Below are 23577 nucleotides of genomic sequence, written 5' to 3' on the forward strand. Positions count from 1 at the left end.
ATACGTCATAGACACGCCGAACCGTAACGTACGGTACGGCCCTGGCGCCGCCGTTATCGAGCAGGAAAAGAGTTTGTTGCAGGCAAGCGTCGACAACGACACCAGCGAAGCGCTGACCGAGCGGCAGAAAGCCGTGCTCGACGCCGCACTTCGCCTGCTGGTCGAGGAGGGGGACCAGTTGACCATGACCGCTGTCGCGCGGCGGGCAAGCTGTTCCAAGGAAACGCTCTACAAATGGTTCGGCGATCGCGACGGGCTGTTGACGGCAATTGTTCAATGGCAGGCCTCCAAGGTGCGGGTGGTGCCGGTCGACGGCAAGGGGCTTACCCTTGCTTCGCTGACGGTGAGCCTGGCACGTTTCGCTTCGGACTGGCTCAAGGTGATTTCGAGCGACACATCGATCGCGCTGAACCGCGTCGCCATTGGCCGTGCTGGCGCAATCCGGCGCAAGGACGGCAACGACGATCTCGGCGCCATCGTGCTGGAGAACGGGCGTTTCGCGCTGGCCCGGCGCCTGAAGCCGGTGCTGGAGGCCGGTCGGCAGGCCGGGCTTCTCGAGTTCTCGGATGCCGAAGCGGCATTCCGCACCTTTTTCGGGCTGGTCGCCCGCGACGTGCAGATCCGCCTGCTGCTCGGCGACCGGCTAAAATTGACTGATGCGGCGATTGGCGGCGATGCCGTCCGGGCGACGCAGCAGTTTCTCGCTCTTTACGGAGCAAAAACCGGGCCGCAAGGCCTCTAGAGCCGGATGATTTCAGGTCAAGTCGACCTGAAATCTGAATCCGGCTCTAAATCAAAGAGATAGAGCATGATGTCGTCCGAAAACCGCTTCACACTTTTCGACATCATGCTCTGAATTCAAAAACGGGAAGGAAGAAAAATGCGTGTCTACTACGATCGCGATGCCGATCTCAACCTGATCAAGGGCAAGAAGGTCGCCATCATCGGCTATGGCAGCCAGGGCCGGGCGCATGCGCTCAATCTCAAGGATTCCGGCGTTAGGGAAATCGCCATCGGCCTCAAGGCCGGCTCGGCGACCGCCCAGAAGGTCGAGGCCGACGGGCTCAAGGTGATGGGTGTGGCGGACGCCGCCAAATGGGCCGACCTGATGATGATGGCGACGCCGGACGAGCTGCAGGCCGACATCTACAAATCCGAAATCGCGCCGAACATCCGCGACGGCGCGGCGATCGCCTTTGCCCACGGCCTCAACGTGCATTTCGGCCTGATCGAGCCAAAGGCCTCGGTCGACGTCGTCATGATCGCGCCGAAGGGACCCGGCCACACGGTGCGCGGCGAATACCAGAAGGGCGGCGGCGTGCCGTGCCTGGTCGCGGTCAACCAGGACGCTTCCGGCAATGCGCTTGATCTCGCTCTGTCCTATGCCTGCGGCGTCGGCGGCGGCCGTTCGGGAATCATCGAGACCAATTTCCGCGAGGAATGCGAGACCGACCTGTTCGGCGAGCAGGTTGTGCTGTGCGGCGGTCTGGTCGAGCTGATCCGCGCTGGCTTCGAGACGCTGGTGGAAGCCGGCTACGCGCCGGAAATGGCCTATTTCGAGTGCCTGCACGAGGTCAAGCTGATCGTCGACCTGATCTATGAAGGCGGCATCGCCAACATGAACTACTCGATCTCGAACACCGCCGAATGGGGCGAATATGTTTCGGGCCCGCGCATCATCACCGCCGAGACCAAGGCCGAGATGAAGCGCGTGCTGAAGGATATCCAGACCGGCAAGTTCACCTCGGAATGGATGCAGGAGTACCGCGCCGGCATGTCGCGCTTCAAGGGCATCCGCCGCAACAACGACAGCCACCAGATCGAGGAAGTCGGCGCCAAGCTGCGCGCGATGATGCCGTGGATTTCGAAGAACAAATTGGTCGACAAGGCCAAGAACTGATCGAAATCCACGTTCGTTTCCTTGCGCGTCCTCGGGCTTCGCCCTGCGGGCGCGCGGAGATTTCGAAGAACAAGCTGGTCGACAAGGCCAAGAACTGATCGAAACCCGCAATTTAGCACAGGAAAAGCCGGCGGAGCGCTCCGCCGGCCTTTTTCACATCAATGGCCATGTGATCTCGCCGGTCTCGGTGACGGCGCGCTTCTTCTTCGCCCGCCGTCGCGCTAGCATGTTCAGCCCCTCGACCAGTGCGGAGAAGCCCATCGCGGCGTAGATGTAGGCCTTTGGCACGTGGTAGCCCATGCCGTCGGCAATCAGCGTCATGCCGATCATCAGCAGGAAGCCCAGCGCCAGCATGACGATGGTCGGGTTCTTCTCGATGAAGTTGGCGAGCGGCGTCGCCGCCAGCATCATCACCGACACGGCGACGGTAACGGCAATGTACATGATGCCGATTTCGTCGGTCATGCCGACGGCGGTGATGATCGAGTCGATCGAGAAGACAAGGTCGAGCAGGAGGATCTGGAAGACCGCGCCAGCCAGGCTGAGCTGTAATGTCTCGCCCATGATGTTGTCCTTGTGGTCCTCGGGATCGACGGTGTGGTGTATTTCCTTGGTCGCCTTCCAGACCAGGAACAGGCCGCCGGCGATCAGGATCAGGTCTCGCCATGAGAAAGCGTGGCCGAAAGCAGCGAACACGGGCGCGGTCAGCCCAACAATGATTGAGATCGTCGCCAGCAGCACCAGACGCATCACCAGCGCCGCCGAGATGCCCAGCCGCCTCGCGCGGGCCTGCTGATTCTTGGGCAGCTTGTTGGTCAGGATCGAGATGAAGATCAGGTTGTCGATGCCAAGCACGACCTCGAGCGCGACAAGTGTCAGCAACGCGACCCAGGCTGTCGCGGATGACTCGCCCGATGTCCGATCTGACAGGCCGATATCCTTCAATTGTCTGTCCGAGAGGTCGCCGAGAAGCCGCGCGGTACGACGCGCGAAGCGCGGCAGCGAAACCAGCGAGGCCCCATCGCGGCCTTGTCGCGTTTTCGAAAATGCTCATGGTCCATCCTTTGTGTAGGTTGCGATTGGTGGCCGGATCGGGGACCGGATGTCATCCAAATCCATCCATGCGAGTCCGGTCGCCACCAGGTGCCGCAGATCCGCGGATCAGAGCCGCGCCTCGAGGATTAAGTTGAACGGCGTCGCGAAAGCGCGGCGGAAGCGGCTGAAGCCGGCTTTTCCTTTGCCCAGACGACGAGCGGAACTTCGGGCGAGACCTCCACGACCACGCCCAGCACCGATCAGGGGACTGACACCACCACCACCAGCGGCATGAACCCGAACTCGGCCAAGGATTGCGCGCCTGACCAGCAGGCCGGCAGCGCGCAGGAGGCCGCCCCTGGTCAGCAGGACACGGACGCCAAGACCGCCGCCCCGGCCAAATGAAGAAGACCACCGAAGATTGCTGATTGGCAACGCCATACAAGGGGAAGGCCGGCGCCGCTTGGGGGGCGTTGGGGTAGAATGCCTGCAGGGCGCCGGCCTGGCGGATTGGGGTCCGCCATTGGATAGTATCAAATTTGGCGATTCGAGTAATTCCGTGATCGCGGAATGTGAGGAGGCGGTCGACGACGCTCAGTCCTTGCATCATCACCGTCTTGCACAGAGCCATCGTTTTTATCTGCCGGGCTTTCTAACCCGGCCAGTTGCCGGTCGGCCATTTCTTTAGCGAGGCTCACCAGGGCATCGACCCTTTTGCATCTGGTCCGCGTCACCGCTATTGGCAACGCGTTTCCGGATCGTCTTATCGCAATGTCCCTTGGGCGGCTAATAGCCTGTACTTTTCGAAGATCGCCAGCTTCTGCGGATAGGTGATCCGTACCTTGGCGTTGCACCCGTCGCATCTGAAGTGCGCGATCGTTCTTAGCGCAGAGCCCTTCCTTACCGCCGGATGCGAGCAATTCGGACAATCGAATGCGAGCGCAACATCAGACAAATCTTGGGCTAGACCCATTTCCATCTCCTTCGCAAGCGCTGTGGCTATACTCTGGCGGGACTCAATGGGGCAATGCAGACGCCAATCCGGCTGCGCCAACGCGGGACAATTCGCCTCGGAACGCCGCCAAGCTAGTGCGCCTTCTCTGCGCCCCTCGAAAGACGAAGAGACCTAACTTCATCCAGCAGTTCGCGCTCCTTGGTAGTAATGTTTCGGAAGATTGCGACAATCGCCACCGCTAAGGCCTCGGCATCCCGGTTTGAAGAGTCGATGTTTTCATCTGCGCAAACCTGATCGAACACGCGTTCGCAAAGAGCCAGATCATGAGGGCTGAGGCAGGTGCGATTGGAACGCCGACGCAGCATCTGTGCGAACCTTTCAGGGCCCGTTGCCCATGTTTGCGGCGGGCTTTTTTTGCCGATGAACCGCTGAGGCGTGTATTGGAATAGGTTTACTCGCTGACCGACGATGGGCCTTTCAATAGTCCCAAAATCAGCGCGCACTCGCGAGCTCTATACTGTCCAGCAATCATAAGTTGTCGGTAATCTCGCAGTTTTTGTTCTGGGACATGAAATCCTCGCCGAAATTCCGCCGCCTCTTTCGGAGTTCGAGTGCAACCGAGTTTACTGGCGGTGACTTTCAAACTCGCCAGTGAGCATCCGACCTTGGCTGCAATATCTTTCAAAGGTTCGTTATTAAAATATCCATCAAGAATTATCTTGCGACGAGCTTCAGATTTGAGCTTTGCGTTCATTTCGTTGTCTCCTCAACTACGCTTTCACCGCGCCAGACTCTATACGCGCCAGGTTGAAGAGTGTCGTTATCGTCGCATCCAGAAACTTATCTCGGAATGCATTTCTTGCCGTAACCCAGCGTGATGGCGCTCTGTGGACTCGCGTTCCGCTGGTCTTGCCAGATGCCTGTGATACACCACATGATTGCGGTGGAGATGGGCATACCGGAATCGGATACGGCACTACGCGATGGACGCTAAGAGGCAGGACAAGGCGCTTGCGAGGCAGGCGATTGAGCGCGATCGACGTCGTTGGCCGCGCGAAGCTCAACCTGACAATGAGGCTGCCCCGTCACTTCCGCCGGCGCTCGAACCTCTGCCCTTTTCGACGCTCGGACTAGCGCCAGAGGATCAATTCGTCGCCTGGCAGGCGCATATGGCTCCGCTTGTCGAGATCAAGTTGCCGGATGACAAATCGCTCGACGATGGCTTTCCCGCCGACCACACGGCTTGGAACCTCGGCGGTATGCTGATCGTTCAACAGCGCGCACCGGCACATAGTTATATGCGTTCTGCTGCGAAGCTTCGGTCCAGCTCGATCGATCACTGGTATATCGCTTTGCCGTATACTGGCCGGTCGTGGACGGAGGTCGATCGTCGCGTAGCGGAAAACCAGCCGGGCAAATTGGAGATTAGATCGCTTGGCTACCCGTTTCGCGGGAGGGCAACGGAATCCCAAAGTCTCTTTCTCTATTTGCCGCGTGATTTGTTCGCCGATGCGGCGGCGACCCTGGACGCAAAGAATAATTCAATTCTGTCCGGCAACTTTGCCGACCTTTTGCTCGACTACCTCAACAACATCGAAGCAAGACTGCGCAGTCTCACGGCTGACGATCTGCCCCGCATCGTGCACGCAACACGCAGCATGATCATTGCCTGCCTTTCGCCCCCGGCGGAACATGCCGCGGCCACCGAACAATTGGTGAGTGTCGCGCTGATGGAGCGAGCCCGTCGATACGTCCACAACAATCTGGATGCGGCTCATCTGACGCCGGATTCAATGTGCCGGGCGCTCGGCGTCTCGCGCTCTCGTCTTTATCAGTTGTTCGAACCGAGCGGTGGTGTCCTCCACTACATACAAAGTCGCCGACTTCTGGCAGCCCATGTTGCACTTAGCGATCCGGCGGACAGCCGGCGCATTGTTAATATTGCCGAAGCCGTCGGGTTTAGTTCAGCGGCTAATTTCAGCCGAGCATTTAGCAAGGAATTCGGTTACAGCCCCCGCGAAGTCCGAAGTTCGGTGGTGTTGCCGCGCCCCGCCCACTCTGTTTCGCATGCCGGACACGAGGAGGCCTCTTCCTTTGAACATTGGCTCAAAGCGCTCGGAAGCTGAGTACAGGATCGCGGATGGTTGAAGTGGGGCGGGCTCAAAACAGGGGCGGGGAAGATCAGCCGCCTCATGGACAGAATATTTGTCGCTGCCAATCACAGCGGAGCATACATTGCAACTGCGCCGCATGAGACACTTGTTGAGACTGCGAGTTGTATGTTTGCCAAGCTTGACGGTTATGCTATTTCGGGGTGGGGGACGTGGATTCTCACCGCCTATGGAGATCGCTATTGCACCCGGAGGCATCAGGCTTCGGCGCGGAGAGTGAGGGGCCTTCCTCAAGCGATGCACCACGTCCCGGCGAAGCGCTGCTCGCTGACCTTTTGGCGAACACGACCGAACTTTTGTCGTTCTATGATCGCGACTTCTGTCTGACGCACTACGCAACCAAGCTCAAAGGCGTATACGGAGGCGCGGTGGTGCCGGGTGCCGCCGTTTGGGAAATCTACCCGGGCTTCCTCGATGCGAGGTATCGCGACGAATTTCTTCGTGTGTTCCGCGGCGGCTCACCGGCAAGCATCGATTTGCCGCGATCATCGGGCGAAGCGCCGCGGTCCGCTTTCGTTTTCGCGACCTCAAATGGTGTGGGAATCATTGAATCACGGGGGCGCGATGGGCGGAGCGTAGTGGAGGAGCAAGAGCATGTAATTCTGCTCCATCAGGCGACGCACGACGCGCTGACCGGACTGCAGAATCGGCGGCGATTCGGCGAGCGACTGCAGCAGGCAATGGCGGCCCTCGGCGGATCAAAGCCGAAAGCCGCCCTTCTGCAAATCGACCTTGACGATTTCAAAGCGGTCAACGACACGCTCGGCCATGGCGCAGGCGACACTCTTCTTCAACTCGCGGCGGGTCGTATTCGCGACGCGCTGCAGGACGGCGAATCCGCATACCGGTATGCCGGCGATGAGTTCGCTGTCATCCAATTGGGAAAGGAGCAGCCGGCAGAGGCTGAGCGCCTCGCCGGATCGCTAGTCGACGCGTTCAAGAAACCGTTCGTCATTAACGGCATTCCCGTCTTCGTCGGCTCGAGTATCGGAATTGCTTTCGGGCCGGAGCACGGGACCGATGGCGAACAGTTGATGAAAGCCGCTGACATTGCCCTTTATGCGGCCAAGACAGATGGACGCGGCTGCGCTCGAACCTTCAACCGTTCGATGCTGCTCTTGCTCGAGCAACGCGAGAATCTGAGGCGCAGCCTTCGAACCGCGCTGGAGCGGGGCGAGCTTTATCTGGAGTATCAGCCGCTCATCCGGCCTCCCTCGTCGGTGATGGGTTTCGAAGCGCTGCTGCGGTGGCGGCACCCCGAAGTCGGAACCATTCCACCCAACGTGTTCATACCGATCGCCGAAGCCGACGGTCTGATGGACGAGATTGGACGATGGGTGCTCGAGGAAGCCTGTCGCCAGGCATTGACGTGGCCTTCCTCGCTGACAGTCGCAGTGAACCTGTCGCCGGCTCAGTTCCTTAGCGGTTCGCTGACGGACACGGTCGCTCAGATCATCGACGCAGTGGGAATCGAAGCCGACAGACTTGAACTTGAGATAACCGAGACGGTCCTGCTTGAAAAGACGATCGACAATATCGACACGTTGAACACTCTGAACGTTTTGGGAATACGAATTTCGCTCGACGATTTTGGAACATACTATTCATCGTTAAGCTACCTTAAAAACTTTCCCTTCGATACTTTGAAGATAGATCGGTACTTTATTGCGGACCTGGAGACCGATCTCAAAAGCCAAACGATCGTGCGATCGATCATGACTCTGGCGCACGGCCTGGGGATAAATGTCACTGCCGAGGGGGTCGAGACGTCGGCACAGGCATGGTGGCTGATCAAGGAGAATTGCGATTGCCTGCAAGGCAACTTCCTGGGAAAGCCGCTTGGAGCCGAGGCGATTGGCGATTTCATCAGGCGGTCCCCGCTGAGGGTGGTTCGGGCGATGGAGGAATCAAATCGGGCGCTCTAGCGCCTTGCACCCTTTGTTAACGATGAAGTGGGGATTTGTAGAACGATCGAGGCAGATACCGCGCAATTCTTCGAGTTAGTGCGAGACTGACTCATCACGGGCGCGGTAAGACTTTTCGTCGCGGAGGCCATCACCCCGCGAGGGCTCAACACTGATGGAACAAGTAAGGATGCCGATGGGAACTGTTCATCATGACCTGGCTGGCGAGCCGAGTTTTGAGCCGATGATTCAGATCGACATGGAAATCAAAGCTTTTGTCTCCGCCTGGAAACATTGCGACTATGTCTCGACATACATGGCCCGGATGATCAGCCAAAACAGGTCAGACTCGGTCCGGCATTCAAATCTCTTTTCTTCCGCCTTTAACGAATTGCTGGAAGTCGCCTTTCGTACGCGCCATGCCGACGGCGAATTGGCATGCAGGGTGTCTCGCCATGGCGCGACGGACAGGATCGAGTTGACATTCCCTTGCGTGCCAGAGGAGCGTCAATTCTACGAACAAGCTGTGTCGCTGGTCGCAGGATCCGAGGTCCGGGAGCGATATCTCAATTCGGTATCCGGGGATCTCGCCCCGAGCCGGGAGGTGGTTCTTTTGGAACTGGCCATCGACTACAACGCGACACTCAGGGTCGAGGAAGCCGACGGTGATGCGATCAAGCTTGTCGTGGATCTCCCGCTCGAGGGCTTGCAAAATTGAACCCTTACGACCTTCTCCCACGTTTCAAGGCGCAATACGACGCCAACAATCAGGAGTTCTCCATATCGGGGGTGGTCCGGCCTCAGGCAATCGATGAACTTGGACCCAGCATAGCATTGCTTCGCGATGCGATCGGCCGTGTGCGCGGCGTTCTCTACGTCAATGTCAGACGTCTGACTCAGATGAACAACGCTGCGTTTCACGCCTTTTCGAGGATCATTCTCGACGCTTGTCGGGCTCGACCCGATCTCAAATTCATCGTCATCACGTCAAGCGTCGTCGGATGGACGTCACGAAAGTTCGGTCGCTTGAGCGGAATCGAACCGAACATCACGGTCGAGGAGTATGACAGCGAATTCTATCCGGGGCAGGGCTTCCTTGAGGAAGGCGGGTTCGTGCCGATCCTGCGCACACAAACAAAGATGACCTGGCGCCACGAGCGCGCAATCTTGCCCCGACACGGCATGAGGCCCGGGATCGTGATGGCCGACATCTGTTGCGGCATAGGTGATTTCGCCGTGCTCGTGCAGAAGGAGTTCCAGCCATCGCGGATCGTCGCCCTCGACCACTCCAGGTCGAGCCTCGCCTATGCGCGAAACGTGGCTGCGGAGTTCGATATCAAGGGCATCGAGTACACTTATGGCGATGCATCAGAAATGCTGCTCGAGGAAAATCAGTTCGACCTCGTCACGTGCCGCCATTCGCTGCAGGTGTTCAACAAGCCCGAACTGATCCTCAGGGAACTGTTTCGCATCTGCAAGCCGGGCGGACGTGTCTACATCACCAATGAAAAAAATTCGCACTGCCTGGGCGAACCACGCGCCGACAGCATCCAGTGGACCTATAACGAGGTCGCCAAGCTGTGGGCGCACTTCCAGATGGATATTGAGCTCGGCCCGAAGAGCAAACGCTACCTGACCGAAGCGGGGCTCGAAGACATTCGGGTCGAGTCCTTCATGGTCACCAACCACGACGGCGATCCACAGGACTTCGCGGACGTCATAGCGGCATGGGAGAATGTTTATGCAGGCGAGATGGCTACCAAGCGAGGTGACACACCGGCGTTTATCAGGCGGTTCCGACAGGGCTTCCAGGACCACATCTTCGCTGCGCTCCACTCCAAGGGCTATGCCGGCTGGCCGATCTGGGTTGCATCGGGACGCAAGCCGCTATGACCGATTTGGATGCAACACCGCCCAGACCCTGGCCTGTCCTCCGGCTTAACAGCTTCCGCGCTAAATTCTTGATCGTTGTGGGTGGGGCGGTGCTGTTCGACCTCCTCGTCGGCGGCGGCGTCGCGCTGTGGAATGTGAACCGGCTTTCCCGGGACGCGACGCACCAGATCGAGAGCGGCCTCACCAAGGCAAGCCAGGAATACCTCCAGAACTATATCGAGACGACGGCGCTGCGCGCCGATCTCCTGTTCGGCCGCATGCACTCCGAGGTGACCGCACTTGCAGCCTCCATGCAGAGACTAATAGATTATCCGGAAGCAAAAGATGCGATCGGCAGGGCGTTGGCGAAGAACCCCTATTTTAATGCGCCGCTTGCATATGACGCCACGGGAAACTGGGTACAGACCCGGCAAGGGTCACCTTCGGTCATGAGTGTCTGGGGATATCTCCTCTCCGCTGATCACCAACCGAAGCCCGAAATTCTCCGCGACATTCAGGAGAGTGCGATCTTCGATATTTTTGGCACAAGCCAGATGTCAACTGGCGCCAAGAAGCTGCAGGTCTACTACGTAGGGCCGAAGGCAGGGCCGATCATGCGCACGATTCCTTATTCCGATCAGGCGCAGACCTTCGACAAGCTTTATCCAGGCCACGACAAAGCGAATTTCTGGGATTTCTTCTTTCCTGGCGTCTATGAAGGCTGGGAAGGCTGGATCAGGGAGCCCGATTCGCGCCCCGTAAAGGGCGATGACATCACTGCGACTGCTCCTTATATCGACGCGATTACCGGCAAGCTCATAGTGAGCTTCTTCCACCCACTCTGGACGAAAGACCGCAGTAATGTCGCCGGCATGGTCGCTGCCGACGTTACGCTCGATCAACTCGCTGACATCGTCGAAAGCGTGAAGGTCGCCGATACGGGCTTCGGTTTTCTCACCATGTCGAACGGCAATGTGCTCGCGATCAAGCCTGAAGGCGAGAAAATGCTCGGGCTCAAGATCGCAAGTGGTGCGGCAGGTCAAGGCGTTACCGGCCTCGATCGCTCGCTCAAAAAGAGTACGCACGCGACCGTCGCAGCGCTCGAACTTCCCGCCGACGACAAGACAGTCATTAAGCATATTTCGATTGAGGAAAACGGCAAAGCCCAACCGTACATCGTCGCACTTCGCCGACTAAACCCAGTCAATCTCTGGAATAGTACGGGGTCCATCACGGCCGAAACTCTGATGCTTGGCTTCGTCGTCCCCGAACGGGAAATTTATGCTTCCCTCCTTGCAGCGCAGCAGAGCATTTCCAGCGCAACCAACCGGATCCTGATCACCCAAGTCATCGCAGTTATCGTTTCGCTCCTGATCGTCTTTTTGGCTGTCTTCGGAATTTCAAAGCGGATCACTGCAGGCCTCAGTGCGCTTGCCGGGGCCGCCAAGCGGTTGCAGGCGAAAGACTATTCAGTCCGGGTAAGCATTCCGACGCGCGACGAGGTTGGAGCGGTGGGGGTCGCTTTCAACCGGATGGCTGAGCAGATCAGCTTTCACACGGAAAACCTCGAGCAGCTCGTCGACGAACGAACCAGGGAGCTCGGGGACGCCAACCAGGAGATTTCGGCACTCAACGAAAAGCTGCGAGACGAGAACGTACGCCTCGGTGCCGAGCTCGCGGTTGCCAGGCAGATCCAGATGATGGTCCTGCCGAAACAATTCGAACTCGAAGCGATTCCTGGGCTGGAGATCGCAGCCTACATGCGTCCGGCTGACGAGGTTGGCGGCGACTACTATGACGTCCTGCAGAACGGGTCACGGGTCAAGATCGGCATCGGCGACGTGACCGGTCATGGTCTTGAGAGCGGCGTGCTGATGCTGATGGTCCAATCCGTTGCACGCGCGCTGCAGGAGACCGACGAAGCGAATCCGCACCAGTTTCTGGATCGGCTGAACAGAGCGATCTACAAGAACATCGAGCGGACGAACACCGACAAGCATCTCTCGCTGGCCTTTCTTGACTTCGAAGATGAGCGGGTAACGCTATCCGGCCAGCATGAGGACGTTCTTGTCGTGCGTGCGGATGGGGAAGTCGAACGTATCGATACGATTGATCTGGGTCTGCCGGTTGGCCTGGAGAATGACATCTCGAAGTTCATTGCCACGCGTGACATCCTGTTCGGAAGCGGCGACGTGATCGTGCTGCACACCGACGGTGTGACCGAGGCGGAAAACCACGAAAGAAAGTTGTTCGGGTTCGAGCGCCTCAGCCAGAGCGTACAAAGACGTCACGGCAGCAGCGCCGAGGACATCAAGACTGGGATCATCGACGATCTGATGGCCCATATCGGGATCCAGAAGATCCACGATGACATCACCCTCGTGATCATAAGGCACACATAGCAATGACAACGCTGTTCGGTACGCCTGACATTGCAATCGGGATTAAGGAGAGCGTCAGTCGCGTACGGCTGTTCGACGGACCTCTCGATTTGAGTTGGCGTCATTGTGCCACGACCTCGGACTTCATCGCCGATGTTTTCGCGTTGCGCTTCCGGTCGTCCCGCAATGATTACATGGAAGTGCGGCACAGCATCGTCTATCTGGTCAACGAGCTCATCGAAAATGCCGTCAAGTTTCGTGCACCGGGCGAGATCCTGATCGAGGCGTCGATGGATTCGGAGTGCTTCAAGCTCAAGGTGTCGAATGACGTCGATGGTAAAATTGCGTCTGGGTTCCAAAACCTCCTGGCGGACATCACGGCTGGCGACCCAGTGGACCTGCTGATACAGCGAATTGAGCTGAATGCCGCGAACCCCGAGGTGACAGGCTCCGGACTCGGATTGCTGACGTTGATGAGCGACTACGGCGCACGCCTGGCTTGGATATTCAGCGCCGCCGACGAAAGCGATCGGATTTGCGTGGAGACATATGCCTCTATTCCGATCTCGCAAATTCACAACTAAATGAAACGAAGCCAGGCTATGGAAATCAAGACAGACGACTACCGCGTGTGGACTGAAGGAAGCGAAATTTTCTTCGACGGTGCAATGCGGCTTGCCAGTTCCGACGCCGGTGCGCCTATCACGGCGTTGGCGGCCAGTGTTCTTGCCTCGAATCCCGCTTCTATTACGCTCAATCTGAAGGACCTTCACTTCCTCAACTCTTCCGGCATCAACCTGCTGGCGAAATTTACCATCGAGGTGCGCAAGCATCCCGATGTTCGACTCGTCGTGCGTGGAACGCCCGACATACCCTGGCAGTCGAAATCATTGCCGAATCTGAAGAAGCTGCACCCCGCTGTGGTGCTTTTGTTGGACTGACCAAGCTAGTCCGCAATCAGTGCAATTCCAGGAAAAGTGCGAACGGTTTTCCGTCCGGAATTGCAGTCAAGAAATAAAGAGATAGAGCGGTTCTGCGGTTCCGTGAAATGACGAACCGCTCTAGCCAAGGGCTGCGTAGGCTGGCGCAAATCCCGGACCCAATAAGCCGGTCGGGAACGGTGCAAGAGCGCCGCGCCGAGCAAGATATGTACGCCAGGATAAGTATTAGGATGCAAAGCTAACGACAGATCGGCCTCGTGCGTAGATGCTTGCAATGGCTTGGCGGGGGCTTGGCGGGGGCTCGGCACAGGTGGCAGGCATCATGTTGGGGTGATGTCGTGCTGCCTGTGCCGATTAGCCGCCGCTGCGCGGTCAAAGGTGGCGTCATTGAGTAAGCGTGCCAAGGTCAATGGCGGCCGGCTGAAGTTTCTTCCGCCGCAGATCCCGACTCGGGTCGGGCGGCCGCCTGAAGATGAGGGCTGGGTCCACGAGGCCAATCTTGACGGCTATCGAACCCAGATCATCATCGATAATGGCGGCGTGCGTCTTTACAGCAAGAACGGCCGTGACTGGACCACGAAATACTGGCCAATCGCACTAGCCGTCGATCTGCCATGCCGGACTGCCATTCTCGACGGCGAGGTCATTGTTCCCGGCGAGCAGGGCGCTTTCGATTGCCCTGCGCTGGAAGCCGCGATCTGGAACGAGCCGAGCCGGCTGGTGTTCGTCACTTTCGATATCCTCCATCTCGACGGCCGCGATCTAATCTCCTTGCCGCTGCTGCAGCGCAAGCAGGCGCTATGGCAACTGGTTGAGCCTGGCCTCGGCAAGATCCAATACAGTGAGCACTTCGAGGGCAGTGCGCTGGCGCTCTTCCGCACCGTCGAGAAGATCGGGCTCAATGGAATTATCTCGAAGCGCGCCGACAGCCGCTACAGGAGCGGACTGTCGAACACATGGCTGAAGGCCAAATAATTCGAAGAAGCCGACTCCCGAGTTGGGGTTCGTTTATGAGCTAGGTACGGCTCCAATGGCCCTGATCGCTGCTCACGGGGCGTCCTCACCGATTTGAGGTCGTGCAAGATTACCACAATAGGTATCCACGCTATGAAATAGCCAAGAAGAGATTCGCTCCGCTTGCTGCGTAACCGGCCTGCGCGGGCGGAGGCGACACGCATACCAATCTGGCGGAACAAATCATGATTCATTCTCATTGTGGTGATCATCAAGGGAGATTGATCATGAGTGACCGGCACAATCCAAAAATCGAGGCACCGGCAAATGTCGAAAAGGACCCGGAAGATTGGATCAGCGGAGATGATCCCATGACCCCCGCACAAGCCTCCTATTTGAGAACTTTGGCCGAACAGGCCGACGACCCTGACGCCTATGCTGACGGCCTCAGCAAGGCGGACGCCTCTAAACGCATTGATGCACTCCGGGAGAAGTTAGGCCTGTAGTGCCCGCTCGTGGCTGTTGGTCTCCAGCGACCGGGGGGCCGTTCCATCGAACCAGGCGACAGCGCTCTTCGCTCTGGGTCTGTTGAGTATCAACGCCGGGAATGAGCTGCATTGCGTTCTGCAACCGCTCGCTGGATAGTCCTGGCGATGTTGCAGACCTTAATGACTCATTGGCCCCAGATCCTCGCGATCATTCCGGTGGTGATGGCGGCCATCGGCATCGTCCACGCCATAATGACGAAGGAAGACGTCCGCGCCGCCACAGGTTGGGTCGGCGTGATGTTCCTGTCGCCATTCCTTGGCGCGATCATCTACGCCGTTGCCGGCATAAACCGCATCCGTCGTGCAACGATCAGCGCCATGCGGCCCCTTTCCAGCGAGGCGGCTTCCGCAAAACATGAGCGCAACATTGCCGCCGAGGAATTGATTGCCGAGCGGTACGGCCAACGCTTCACCGGCCTGAAGACATTGGGCGACAGGGTGGCCCGGCGTCCCCTGACCTCGGGAAACGCGATTGCGATATTGGAGACAGGTGACGAGGCCTATGCCGCAATGTGCCGAGCGATTGATGGCGCTCAACGCACTATCCTTCTCGAGACCTACATCTTCGACAATGACGATGTCGGGCGGCTTTTCGTGGAATCTCTCGCCGGAGCCGTCCAGCGGGGTGTCAGCGTTCGCGTGCTGATCGACGCCGTCGGGGCGCGTTACTCCGTCCCCAGCATTCTTGGGCGTCTGCGAGAGGCAGGAATCACAGCAGACCTCTTCAACGGCAACATTGTCATGGGCCTGCGTCTTCCCTACGCCAACCTCAGAACGCACCGGAAGATCCTGGTCGTCGACGGCACGATTGCGTTCACCGGAGGGATGAACATCCGAAAGGGATTCTCAGCCGAGTTCGCCGGCTCCTCCAGCGCGAGGGACACGCATTTTCAGGTCACCGGGCCGGTCGTGGCCGAACTTTTTTCGGTTGCCGCCGAAGATTGGCGCTTCGTGAGCGGCGAGCTCCTGAAAGACGACACCTGGCAAGTGGCCACGCTTCCCGCGGCTCCCGGACAACCGATGCTGGCGCGAGCGGTTGCATCCGGGCCGGATGCCAGCATCGAAACGAACCACAACTTGCTGATCGGGGCATTTTCCGTCGCCCGCAAATCGATCCGCATCATGTCGCCCTATTTCCTGCCGGATCGGGAACTGATCAGCGCGCTGACGACCGCGGCCAGGCGAGGCGTCGAGATCGACATCGTGGTACCGGCGGTGAACAATCTCTTCCTTGTCGACCGGGCGATGACGGCGCAATTCGATCAGGTCCTGAAGCACTATTGCCGCGTATGGCGCACGGAGGGCTCGTTCGATCATTCGAAGCTGCTGTCGGTCGATGGAGTTTGGGCTTATATAGGATCCTCCAATCTTGATGCCCGGTCCCTGCGGCTGAATTTTGAGATTGATATAGAGGTTCTTGATGCAGGCTTTGCCGTGGAGATTGAAGCGCGGATCGGATCGGCAATCGCCTCCGCCGCGTCTGTAACGATCGAAACCTTGAGAGCCCGGCCATTCATCGTCCGCCTGTTCGACCGAGTGTTGTGGCTGGGATCGCCCTACCTTTAGAGGCTTTCTCGTTCTGCCGGGGGGAATTCGGGTGACGCAGCCATCGCTCCTTTTGAGCGCCGCATCTCGTCAGGGCAGGGAAGCAGCGATTGCAGATCCTGTTTGAGTGAGACAAAGCTAAGTCTTGAAGGTAGTGAGGACGAGCAGCAGACTCATGCAAAGAACTGGACATAGCTTTCCTGCAAGTGTGCTCAAATCCATTCGCGACAGAAAAAAGCAGAAGGCGAAGGCTGCGCCGTCCGAAGCGACACGCCCCGCGGGGACTCTGGTCGCATCTTACAACGTTCACAAATGCGTGGGCGTCGACAGAAAATTCGATCCCGAACGAATCGGTCGCGTCATCCGGGAAATCGGCCCGGATGTCATTGCGTTGCAGGAAGCGGACAATCGCTTTGGAGATCGTGCCGGCCTTCTGGATCTGCTGCGTCTCGAATTGGAAACAGGCCTGGTGCCGGTGCCGGTGTCCGGAAACGGCAAAGGGCACGGCTGGCACGGCAACGTTCTGCTTTTCAAACGGGGCATCGTTCGCAATGTCCATCAGATAAAGCTCCCGGGGCTGGAGCCGCGCGGAGCCCTGGTTGCCGAAATCGATCTGGACGAGAAACGAACTCTGCGCATTATCGCAGCCCATCTCGGCTTGCTGCGCCGATCGCGCTCCGAACAGGCCCGTGTCGTGCTCGAAATCATGAACAGACCGGACGAAAAACCAACACTGCTGCTCGGCGATTTGAACGAATGGCGACTCGGAAACCGTTCCGCGCTGAATACGCTGCACACGACTTTCGGTCCCGCGCCGCCGGCGGTCCCCACCTTTCCATCGAGTCTGCCGCTGCTGTCGCTCGACCGGATCATGGCAAATCGACACGGAATGATCTCAACCGTCGAAGCCCATGACACGCCGCTTTCGCGGGTCGCCTCCGATCATCTACCGCTTACAGGATTCGTTCACCTATGATGTAGCTGCCCAGCCCCATGGATGGAGATCGGTTCAAAGGGAAGCTCTAGTCTAGACTAAGACTAGCGGAGCGGGGGCGGCCCAGCGGCTTTGGTTGCGGGGGGAGGCCGCTGGGCCTGACCAGCGAGCCTTCGGGGGGCGTGCTCACGTGGCTGGTGAATACGTGAGTCAATGCTAATGCAATCGAAACATGCGAACGAAGTACGTGTCGGTAATTCCGCTGCGCAGAAGCCATAAAGTGTCCTGCGATGGGTCAATAAGTCTGGCACGGCAGTTGCATGGTCAGGTATGGGGGAACGGGGCGGAGGCCCGTCGCTTCGCAAATGTAGCGGCGGGTCTTCTGCATAGAGGTCGCGTCCCAGCCTACGCGCCGCCGTCCGTCTCGCTTTCCTCGTCTATCGCCCGGACCGGCAGATAGGCGTTGGTTCCAGCCATTCGCGCAACACGATCTGGATGAGGTCGGATCGGCCGATTCCCATCTCGGCAGCGATGGAATCGAGCGTGTCTGCGGTGGCTGGCTCCAGCGGCACGCCGGAGACGTTTCTAAGCATCAATGCAGCGCGACGCAGGACGACCCGGAGATCCGCGCGCGACATATCGGCGATGGGGTCGGCGGCGCTTTCAAGCTCTTCCGAAACAGACAGGCGGGTCATTCAGAGGGCCGCATAGTCAGTGGCAGTGATAGCTGCCCGTCTTGTGGTTCGTCATGGTGCACTGCTGGGCGGCTTTCGATTCTTCAGTATGTTGGCCTCGCGCAGCAGTGATGATCGATCCGTTCCTAGCAATTCTATGAGCGTGAGAGCCTGATCCCGGGTGATCCCGGTTTCACGTGCGAGCGCCTGCGCCTGGAGTTCCTTTTGCCGCTCGGGTTCACTTTTTCTATCTTCGCCCATGGTTAGATGTTCCTTCCCACTACGGAACCCAACTTGCGACATAGCGCCTTGTTCCTCTTGTTCCGAAATTCGTTCGTCCGCTCTGTTGTTCGTGTTCAAGCTGGAACTAATGTCCGTTCGGTAGCTTATGCCCAGATGAGCGCACGCGGCATCACTTTCCTGCACAAGTGGATTGCGAACAGCGTTCCTAAAACGGCCCGGCCGGATGTGATTTCGATCAATGAGCTGACCCACAAGCTGTTTGCCGACGCGAAGTCAGTGGGCATCAGGCGTGAAGAGATCGACGAGGACGTCGACAGTCTCTACCGCACCATCCTTAATGCCATCGTGCATTTCGACCCGGGATTGTCGGAGTAATGGGTCATCCACGGGCGCCCGCCTGAAGCGCGCGCAGGTGAACGCGTATGGCAGGGCTTTGCCGTCGTCGAATTTCTCCAGGCCGGGAGGGAGATGACGCGCCGACATTTGCCGTCGAGCGTTCGTAGTAATTGGGTCCAGTCGGCATAACAGCGTCCGACGCCGGCCGCGCTAACCGCGCGTACTGGCGTTCGGTTCCGCCGCGCTTTCCGATGGATTTGCAATCAACCTTGCAGATCGCCGATCCCTTGCCAACAGCAACTTCTTTTTTTTGCCAGTGAATGCCGAGATGGAGCATCAGACTGCCAAGGACACCACCACAGGTGCGCAGCAGCCGATGGGTGCGCGAGGTGCCACGGTCGCCGACACGCTGGGCGGATCGGCCGATGCCGCCGACCAGCAGTCGCGTTCGGGCGAGCACAACACTCAGCGCGCAGATCACTTGGAATCTCCGCGCAACTTCGCTTGGCGCAATCACTGACATCAGCATTGGCGACGAGTTTGCAAGGACGGCTCATCATGGGCTATGGCAAGTCAGATCGCGAGCGTATGAATACCTTCAGGCGCAGTCCCCATCCTGCTCAGACCCCGCGGATGGCAAGCGCGACATCGCGGAGAACGGCGGCACATCAAGCTTCAGCCAGCCGTCCGAATTCGCTTGCCATTCCGCTGTTTGCCTGCCGGCGTTGGTACCCCAGGCGATGACGCGATAGGTGCCGCGAGCCAACCCGGGCAGCTCCAAGGCAGCCGGAACCGGCACAGCGCCGGCACGAAGCATACCGTTTCGCCCGATCGTGTCGCGGCGAACCAGCCAGACCACTGCCTGGGAATCGTCGCCGCAGGCGACAGTAAGTTAGCGGGTCGCCCGCCCAACCAGAAATATTTCAGCCGAAGGGGAACCTCACGGTCGCAGGCAAGTTCGGTACGCAATGTGGGGGAGATTGCGCCATCTCATCGGATGTATCGTTGTCGTGCTTGCGATATTCTCCTTCCTCGGATTCCATTAGGAGAGACCATGCAGCGCGACGACGATCAACGAGGCTCGGCTTGAGAGCGCCAGTCTGTCATCCTGAGGTCGACCTCTGCTCACCGACAATACCTGGACTCGGCTCCGCTCACGCTCGCTTGGTCAACATTCGACGCTTGCACCCGTACCACTCAGGCGACGTGATGGCGGCCCGAATGAAATTGTGGTGGAGGTCGAAACTAGCAATGGCCGATCGCCTAGCGGGAGCGCTGGCGCGAGCCTTGGCCGACGGGTTGCACTTATGAGCAACGAGCCGGCGCGTCTGCCAGGCGAATATCCGTCCGAGTTTGCCAGTTTCTTCATGGCTGGCTTCGAATGTTCCTCGCATCGGCGCGGCGACGGAGTGCGCCTCGATTTGAATCGCGCAACCGCACACGACAAACATGCTCTCGGCGACTATCGCAGCTGTGCTGCCCTTGGGCTTCGCACGATCCGCGACGGCTTGCGCTGGCACCTGATTGAAACAGCGCCAGGAGTCTTCGACTGGTCGGGTTGGATCTCAATGATCGAAGCAGCCCACGCGGCGGGGGTGCAGGTCGTCTGGGATATCTTCCACTATGGCTCACCAGATCACGTAGACCAAGGCGCCCCAGACTTTACAGAAGCCTATGTCCGCTTCGCCGCTGAAGCTGTCCGGGTCCACCGCTCCGTCACGGGAGTAGCTCCCTTGGTGTGCCCGATCAATGAGATCTCATTTTTCGCATGGGCGATAGAGGTCGGCTATTTCCCACGCGTGGGGCCGAAGAAGCGGGGATGGTTCAAGCGACAGCTTGTGAGGGCAGCGGTTGCCGGCGTCAAGGCGATGCGCGATGCCGAACCTGATTGCCGGTTCATATGGGCTGAACCGCTAATTCATGTTGCGCCCCGTGACCATAGTCGTGCCGAGCAGCGGCGCGCGGAAAATGTTCGTCAGGGCCAGTTTGAAGCCTATGACATGCTGACGGGCCGTGCCGAGCCTGAATTGGGCGGCAGCGAGGACTGTGTCGACGTCATCGGACTTAACTTTTATCCGCACAACCAATGGTACTTTCAGGGGCCAACGATACCGATGGGCCACCACGAATATCGGGCGCTTTCCGAAATGTTGGTCGAAGTCGCAGAGCGCTACAGAAAGCCCATGTTCATCGCCGAGACAGGCGCTGAAGGATCAGGCCGGCCGGCATGGCTCCATTATGTTTGCGATGAGGTCCGTGACGCAATGAGCCGTGGTGCCCCGGTTCAGGGTATATGTCTGTACCCGGTGACCGCGTATCCCGGCTGGGACAATTTGCGCCACGCGGAAGTCGGCTTGTTCTCTACGATTCATGCCGACGGTTCGCGCAGTCTTCGCCAGCCGGTTGCCGATGAATTGGATCGCCAGCGCAGATTGTTCGCGGCAGGTGTTTCGTAGCGGTCGAAGAAGGAGCGGGCCACTTAGGTGGGGAACTGCTCCGAATGTTGGCCGAGCATCGTCCGCTGCGTAAGCATCTGCACGGTGCCGGTTGCCGGCAGGCTCTGTTGAATGCGCGCGAACGTCGCCAAAGCTTGACCGACGACCTGATCCATATTGTAGTAGCGGTACGTGGCTAGGCGCCCGACGAACCACACGTCGGAGCACGCCGCTGCCAGTGCTTCATAGCGTTTGTACAGCGCCTCGTTTTCCGCCCGCGGCACCGGGTAATAGGGATCGCCGATATCGGTTGGATATTCGTAAGTCAGGCTGGTCTTCGGGCTCTGCTGACCGGTCAGATGCTTGTACTCGGTAATGCGGGTATAGTTTTCCGTCTGCGGATAGTTGACAACGGCGACCGGCTGAAACTGCTCGCAATCAAGCGTCGCGTGTTCGAACCGCAGTGACCGATAAGGCAGACGACCAAGGCTCCAATCGAAATATTCATCAATCGGCCCGGTGTAGATCATCCGCTGAAAGGGGATCTTGTCGCGAATTTCGCGATAATCGGTCTGCAGCATGATCTTGATCCTTGGGTTGTCCAGCATGCGCTGGAACATGCGTGTATACCCGCCAGCCGGCATATTCTGGAAAGTGTCGCCAAAGTAGCGATCATCGCGGTTGGTTCGGGTAGGGACCCGCGCAGTCACGGACTTGCTTAGTTGGGCCGGATCGACGCCCCACTGCTTCCTTGTATAGCCGCGAAAGAATTGTTCGTAGAGTTCTCTGCCAACGGTGCTCACAACCACGTCTTCGGCGGTTCGGACTTCCTCGACCGTTTCTCGCCGGGATGCGAAGAACTCCTCCAACTGCTCGGGCGTCAATTCAAGATCGTACAGGCGATTGATCGTGTCGAGGTTGATCGGTATCGGCAGCAGTTTTCCGTCGACCGAAGACAGTACGCGATGTTCGTAAGGCCTCCATTCGGTGAATTGCGAGAGATAGTCGATGATCGATCGGGCGTTGGTGTGGAATATATGCGGCCCATAGCGGTGGACCAGAATTCCCGCTTCGTCGTAACAGTCATAAGCGTTGCCGCCGATGTGATTTCGCCGGTCGATGAGCAGGACGCTTTCATGCCGTTGCGATGCGATGCGTTCGGCGAGCACGCTGCCAGCGAAGCCGGCGCCGACAATCAACCAATCGAACATGGTCAGGCTCCCCGGCGCAAAGGCACAATGCTTTTCATTGCATAGGCGCGCTGAATATGGGCAGCCATTGCTTCCCACGTTCGTTCCCAGGACATGTTAGCGAGGTAGGCATCGACTTCCTTCAGCAGGAAATTCCGGGGACGTGACAGAACGGACCGAAGCTTGGTTTCGATATCTTCGGCGTCGACGATGTCGACCAGGCCTTCAGCACCATAGGTGCGCACGACGTCCACAATCGCCGTGGAGACCACCGGCAGCCCGGCGGCCAGGAACTCAGGAGTTTTGGTCGGGCTGATATAGCGTGTCGCCTCATTGAGCGCGAAGGGCATCCAGCCGGCGCTCCAATGCCCGAGATAGCGAGGCAGGTCGGCGTAGGACTTGGCACCCAGCCAATGCAAGTTACTTGCGCGCGGCAGGCTTAGCGGGTCGATCTTGACCACCGGGCCGAGCATGACGAAATGCACTTCGGGCATTGCCGCAGCCGCCTGTGCGATCATTTCAACGTCGAGCCGTTCGTCGATCACGCCGAAGAAGCCCACTCTCGGTTGAGGTATGTCTGCCTGGTCTACAGGGTCATCGCCGGGCTCTCTTGCCTTGTGGAAATGCGCAACGTCGATGCTGCTGGGGAAGGGAAAAATCGACCTATGGAGGCTTCGTTTGGCCTCGTACAGACTCTGCCCGCCCGTGAACACGACATCAGCGCGCTGGAACAGCGCTTTTTCCATCTGCGTCAACTCTGCCGGTGCGTTCTTGAAGGCGGAGAGTTCATCCATGCAGTCGTAGACGCATACATCGCAGACTAGATGGTCACTGAAACGCAGCGCCATGGGCGTGTAGTACCATATAGTCAGCCGGTCATGCGGAGTTGAGTTGACGATCTGGTCGACGAACCTGCGCTGGATGGCGTCTGCCTTTGTTGCGGAAATGCCGACCGGAAGAACCGGGGTTACGATTGTGATCATTGCAGACGGATCGTTCACCCGCATCGAAGGATAGCGTGTTTCCTCGTAGACCGGCTCCTCAAAGTAAATTAGCTGCTGCTGTTTTGAGGCGTGCGTCAGAATATGCTGCGGGCGTTGGTGTACGAAATCCCACCTGAGGTGAGAAAAGCAAAGTAAAATAGACGATTTTAGGGGGATATTTGGTTTATTTTTTTTGCCGCCCGCTATTTTCATGTAAGAATCCCTTTAGTTATAGTTTACAATTCTCAGATTAACATATGTTAACCGAAGATCGCTCCTGCTGAAGCCTTCATCCGTACATCTAACTTTCATTTGAGTAAGTTGTTCCACGGATTTTAATTGGCTGGAGCCGCCGAGCCGGCCACTAGCGCACTTGTTCGAAGAGAAGCGGCGCTGCTACCAACACCCGACGGACAGCGCCTCGGCCAAGGCGGGGGCCCTTGCAGCTTCAGATCTCGCCAAATGTGGCGCATTGCCACAGAACGGCTGAAATCCGCTCAGTCGTTCAACAACCATTCATGAGCGCAGGTATAAAAGTTAATGAGCTGCGCATGATTCGTTTTGGTCGCCACAAAT

General features: G+C 58.3%; 22 protein-coding genes and 1 pseudogene. 16 read left to right on the forward strand and 7 right to left on the reverse strand.

What is annotated here, in order from left to right; genetic code table 11:
• The first annotated feature begins 73 nt into the window (after positions 1 to 73).
• Positions 74 to 742, forward strand: a complete 669-nt coding sequence (locus BQ8794_RS31530; protein WP_143744781.1) for a TetR/AcrR family transcriptional regulator — start codon at positions 74 to 76, stop codon at positions 740 to 742.
• Positions 743 to 880: 138 nt separating this feature from the next.
• Positions 881 to 1900, forward strand: a complete 1020-nt coding sequence (gene ilvC, locus BQ8794_RS31535; protein WP_077383347.1) for a ketol-acid reductoisomerase — start codon at positions 881 to 883, stop codon at positions 1898 to 1900.
• A 153-nt stretch (positions 1901 to 2053) separates the two neighbouring features.
• On the opposite strand, the gene BQ8794_RS31540 is transcribed toward ilvC, so the two are convergent.
• Together BQ8794_RS31540 and BQ8794_RS35315 are read right to left on the reverse strand one after the other, a co-directional pair.
• The gene (locus BQ8794_RS31540; protein WP_342188969.1) at positions 2054 to 2911 is read right to left on the reverse strand and encodes a TerC family protein; all 858 of its coding nucleotides are present in this window, start codon (positions 2909 to 2911) and stop codon (positions 2054 to 2056) included.
• Positions 2912 to 4341: 1430 nt separating this feature from the next.
• Positions 4342 to 4644: a hypothetical protein gene (locus BQ8794_RS35315; protein WP_143744785.1), complete on the reverse strand. Its 303-nt coding sequence runs from the start codon at positions 4642 to 4644 to the stop codon at positions 4342 to 4344.
• 229 nt (positions 4645 to 4873) lie between these two features.
• On the opposite strand from BQ8794_RS35315, the gene BQ8794_RS31555 reads away from it, so the two are divergent.
• From BQ8794_RS31555 to BQ8794_RS31605, 11 genes are all read left to right on the forward strand, one after another.
• A complete protein-coding gene (locus BQ8794_RS31555; protein WP_077383352.1) occupies positions 4874 to 6016 on the forward strand; it encodes a helix-turn-helix domain-containing protein in 1143 nt (380 codons plus the stop codon).
• A 227-nt stretch (positions 6017 to 6243) separates the two neighbouring features.
• Positions 6244 to 7986: a putative bifunctional diguanylate cyclase/phosphodiesterase gene (locus BQ8794_RS31560; RefSeq protein ID WP_425293599.1), complete on the forward strand. Its 1743-nt coding sequence runs from the start codon at positions 6244 to 6246 to the stop codon at positions 7984 to 7986.
• Between the two features lie 175 nt (positions 7987 to 8161).
• Positions 8162 to 8683 carry a ubiquinone biosynthesis methyltransferase UbiE gene (locus BQ8794_RS31565; protein WP_077383354.1) on the forward strand — a complete coding sequence of 174 codons (522 nt, stop codon included), beginning with the start codon at positions 8162 to 8164 and terminating at the stop codon, positions 8681 to 8683.
• Positions 8680 to 9858 carry a class I SAM-dependent methyltransferase gene (locus BQ8794_RS31570; RefSeq protein ID WP_077383357.1) on the forward strand — a complete coding sequence of 393 codons (1179 nt, stop codon included), beginning with the start codon at positions 8680 to 8682 and terminating at the stop codon, positions 9856 to 9858. The genes BQ8794_RS31565 and BQ8794_RS31570 overlap by 4 nt, the downstream gene beginning before the upstream one ends.
• The gene (locus BQ8794_RS31575) at positions 9855 to 12239 is read left to right on the forward strand and encodes a SpoIIE family protein phosphatase (protein ID WP_077383359.1); all 2385 of its coding nucleotides are present in this window, start codon (positions 9855 to 9857) and stop codon (positions 12237 to 12239) included. The genes BQ8794_RS31570 and BQ8794_RS31575 overlap by 4 nt, the downstream gene beginning before the upstream one ends.
• A 2-nt stretch (positions 12240 to 12241) precedes the next feature.
• Complete coding sequence (locus BQ8794_RS31580) at positions 12242 to 12802, forward strand: slr1658 superfamily regulator (RefSeq protein WP_077383361.1); 561 nt, start codon at positions 12242 to 12244, stop codon at positions 12800 to 12802.
• Positions 12803 to 12820: 18 nt separating this feature from the next.
• Positions 12821 to 13159 carry a slr1659 superfamily regulator gene (locus BQ8794_RS31585; protein ID WP_077383364.1) on the forward strand — a complete coding sequence of 113 codons (339 nt, stop codon included), beginning with the start codon at positions 12821 to 12823 and terminating at the stop codon, positions 13157 to 13159.
• Between the two features lie 387 nt (positions 13160 to 13546).
• The gene (locus tag BQ8794_RS31590) at positions 13547 to 14134 is read left to right on the forward strand and encodes an ATP-dependent DNA ligase (protein ID WP_077383366.1); all 588 of its coding nucleotides are present in this window, start codon (positions 13547 to 13549) and stop codon (positions 14132 to 14134) included.
• A 266-nt stretch (positions 14135 to 14400) separates the two neighbouring features.
• The gene (locus tag BQ8794_RS31595; RefSeq protein WP_077383368.1) at positions 14401 to 14619 is read left to right on the forward strand and encodes a DUF3072 domain-containing protein; all 219 of its coding nucleotides are present in this window, start codon (positions 14401 to 14403) and stop codon (positions 14617 to 14619) included.
• Positions 14620 to 14766: 147 nt separating this feature from the next.
• Positions 14767 to 16227 carry a phospholipase D-like domain-containing protein gene (locus tag BQ8794_RS31600; RefSeq protein WP_077383370.1) on the forward strand — a complete coding sequence of 487 codons (1461 nt, stop codon included), beginning with the start codon at positions 14767 to 14769 and terminating at the stop codon, positions 16225 to 16227.
• Between the two features lie 154 nt (positions 16228 to 16381).
• On the forward strand, positions 16382 to 17182 hold the full coding sequence (locus tag BQ8794_RS31605) for an endonuclease/exonuclease/phosphatase family protein (RefSeq protein ID WP_077383372.1): 801 nt from the start codon (positions 16382 to 16384) through the stop codon (positions 17180 to 17182).
• Positions 17183 to 17577: 395 nt separating this feature from the next.
• Here the strand turns inward: BQ8794_RS31605 and BQ8794_RS31610 are convergent, their stop codons facing one another.
• Positions 17578 to 17835: a ribbon-helix-helix protein, CopG family gene (locus tag BQ8794_RS31610; RefSeq protein WP_342188950.1), complete on the reverse strand. Its 258-nt coding sequence runs from the start codon at positions 17833 to 17835 to the stop codon at positions 17578 to 17580.
• Between the two features lie 51 nt (positions 17836 to 17886).
• A complete protein-coding gene (locus tag BQ8794_RS31615; RefSeq protein ID WP_077383559.1) occupies positions 17887 to 18075 on the reverse strand; it encodes a hypothetical protein in 189 nt (62 codons plus the stop codon).
• A gap of 135 nt (positions 18076 to 18210) precedes the next feature.
• On the opposite strand from BQ8794_RS31615, the gene BQ8794_RS31620 reads away from it, so the two are divergent.
• Both BQ8794_RS31620 and BQ8794_RS36940 read left to right on the forward strand, forming a co-directional pair.
• Positions 18211 to 18432 (forward strand): DUF768 domain-containing protein, encoded by a 222-nt coding sequence (locus BQ8794_RS31620; protein ID WP_077383375.1) that lies wholly within the window; start codon positions 18211 to 18213, stop codon positions 18430 to 18432.
• 277 nt (positions 18433 to 18709) lie between these two features.
• Positions 18710 to 18808 (forward strand): annotated as a pseudogene (locus BQ8794_RS36940) (ribonuclease); the annotation flags it as partial.
• A gap of 183 nt (positions 18809 to 18991) precedes the next feature.
• Here BQ8794_RS36940 and BQ8794_RS36145 read toward each other — a convergent pair.
• Complete coding sequence (locus BQ8794_RS36145) at positions 18992 to 19210, reverse strand: hypothetical protein (protein ID WP_210189881.1); 219 nt, start codon at positions 19208 to 19210, stop codon at positions 18992 to 18994.
• 490 nt (positions 19211 to 19700) lie between these two features.
• Here BQ8794_RS36145 and BQ8794_RS31635 point away from each other — a divergent pair, with 490 nt between their 5' ends.
• Entirely contained in the window at positions 19701 to 20849 is a 1149-nt protein-coding gene (locus BQ8794_RS31635; protein ID WP_077383379.1) for a glycoside hydrolase family 1 protein, read from the forward strand.
• A 23-nt stretch (positions 20850 to 20872) separates the two neighbouring features.
• Here BQ8794_RS31635 and glf read toward each other — a convergent pair whose 3' ends face one another.
• Positions 20873 to 22039, reverse strand: coding sequence for a UDP-galactopyranose mutase (gene glf / locus BQ8794_RS31640; RefSeq protein ID WP_077383381.1), 1167 nt, complete (start codon positions 22037 to 22039; stop codon positions 20873 to 20875).
• A gap of 2 nt (positions 22040 to 22041) precedes the next feature.
• Positions 22042 to 23214 carry a glycosyltransferase family protein gene (locus BQ8794_RS31645; RefSeq protein ID WP_077383383.1) on the reverse strand — a complete coding sequence of 391 codons (1173 nt, stop codon included), beginning with the start codon at positions 23212 to 23214 and terminating at the stop codon, positions 22042 to 22044.
• Between the last annotated feature and the right edge of the window lie 363 nt (positions 23215 to 23577).

The sequence above is a fragment of the Mesorhizobium prunaredense genome, assembly GCF_900156895.1.
Classification (GTDB): Bacteria; Pseudomonadota; Alphaproteobacteria; order Rhizobiales; family Rhizobiaceae; genus Mesorhizobium; species Mesorhizobium prunaredense.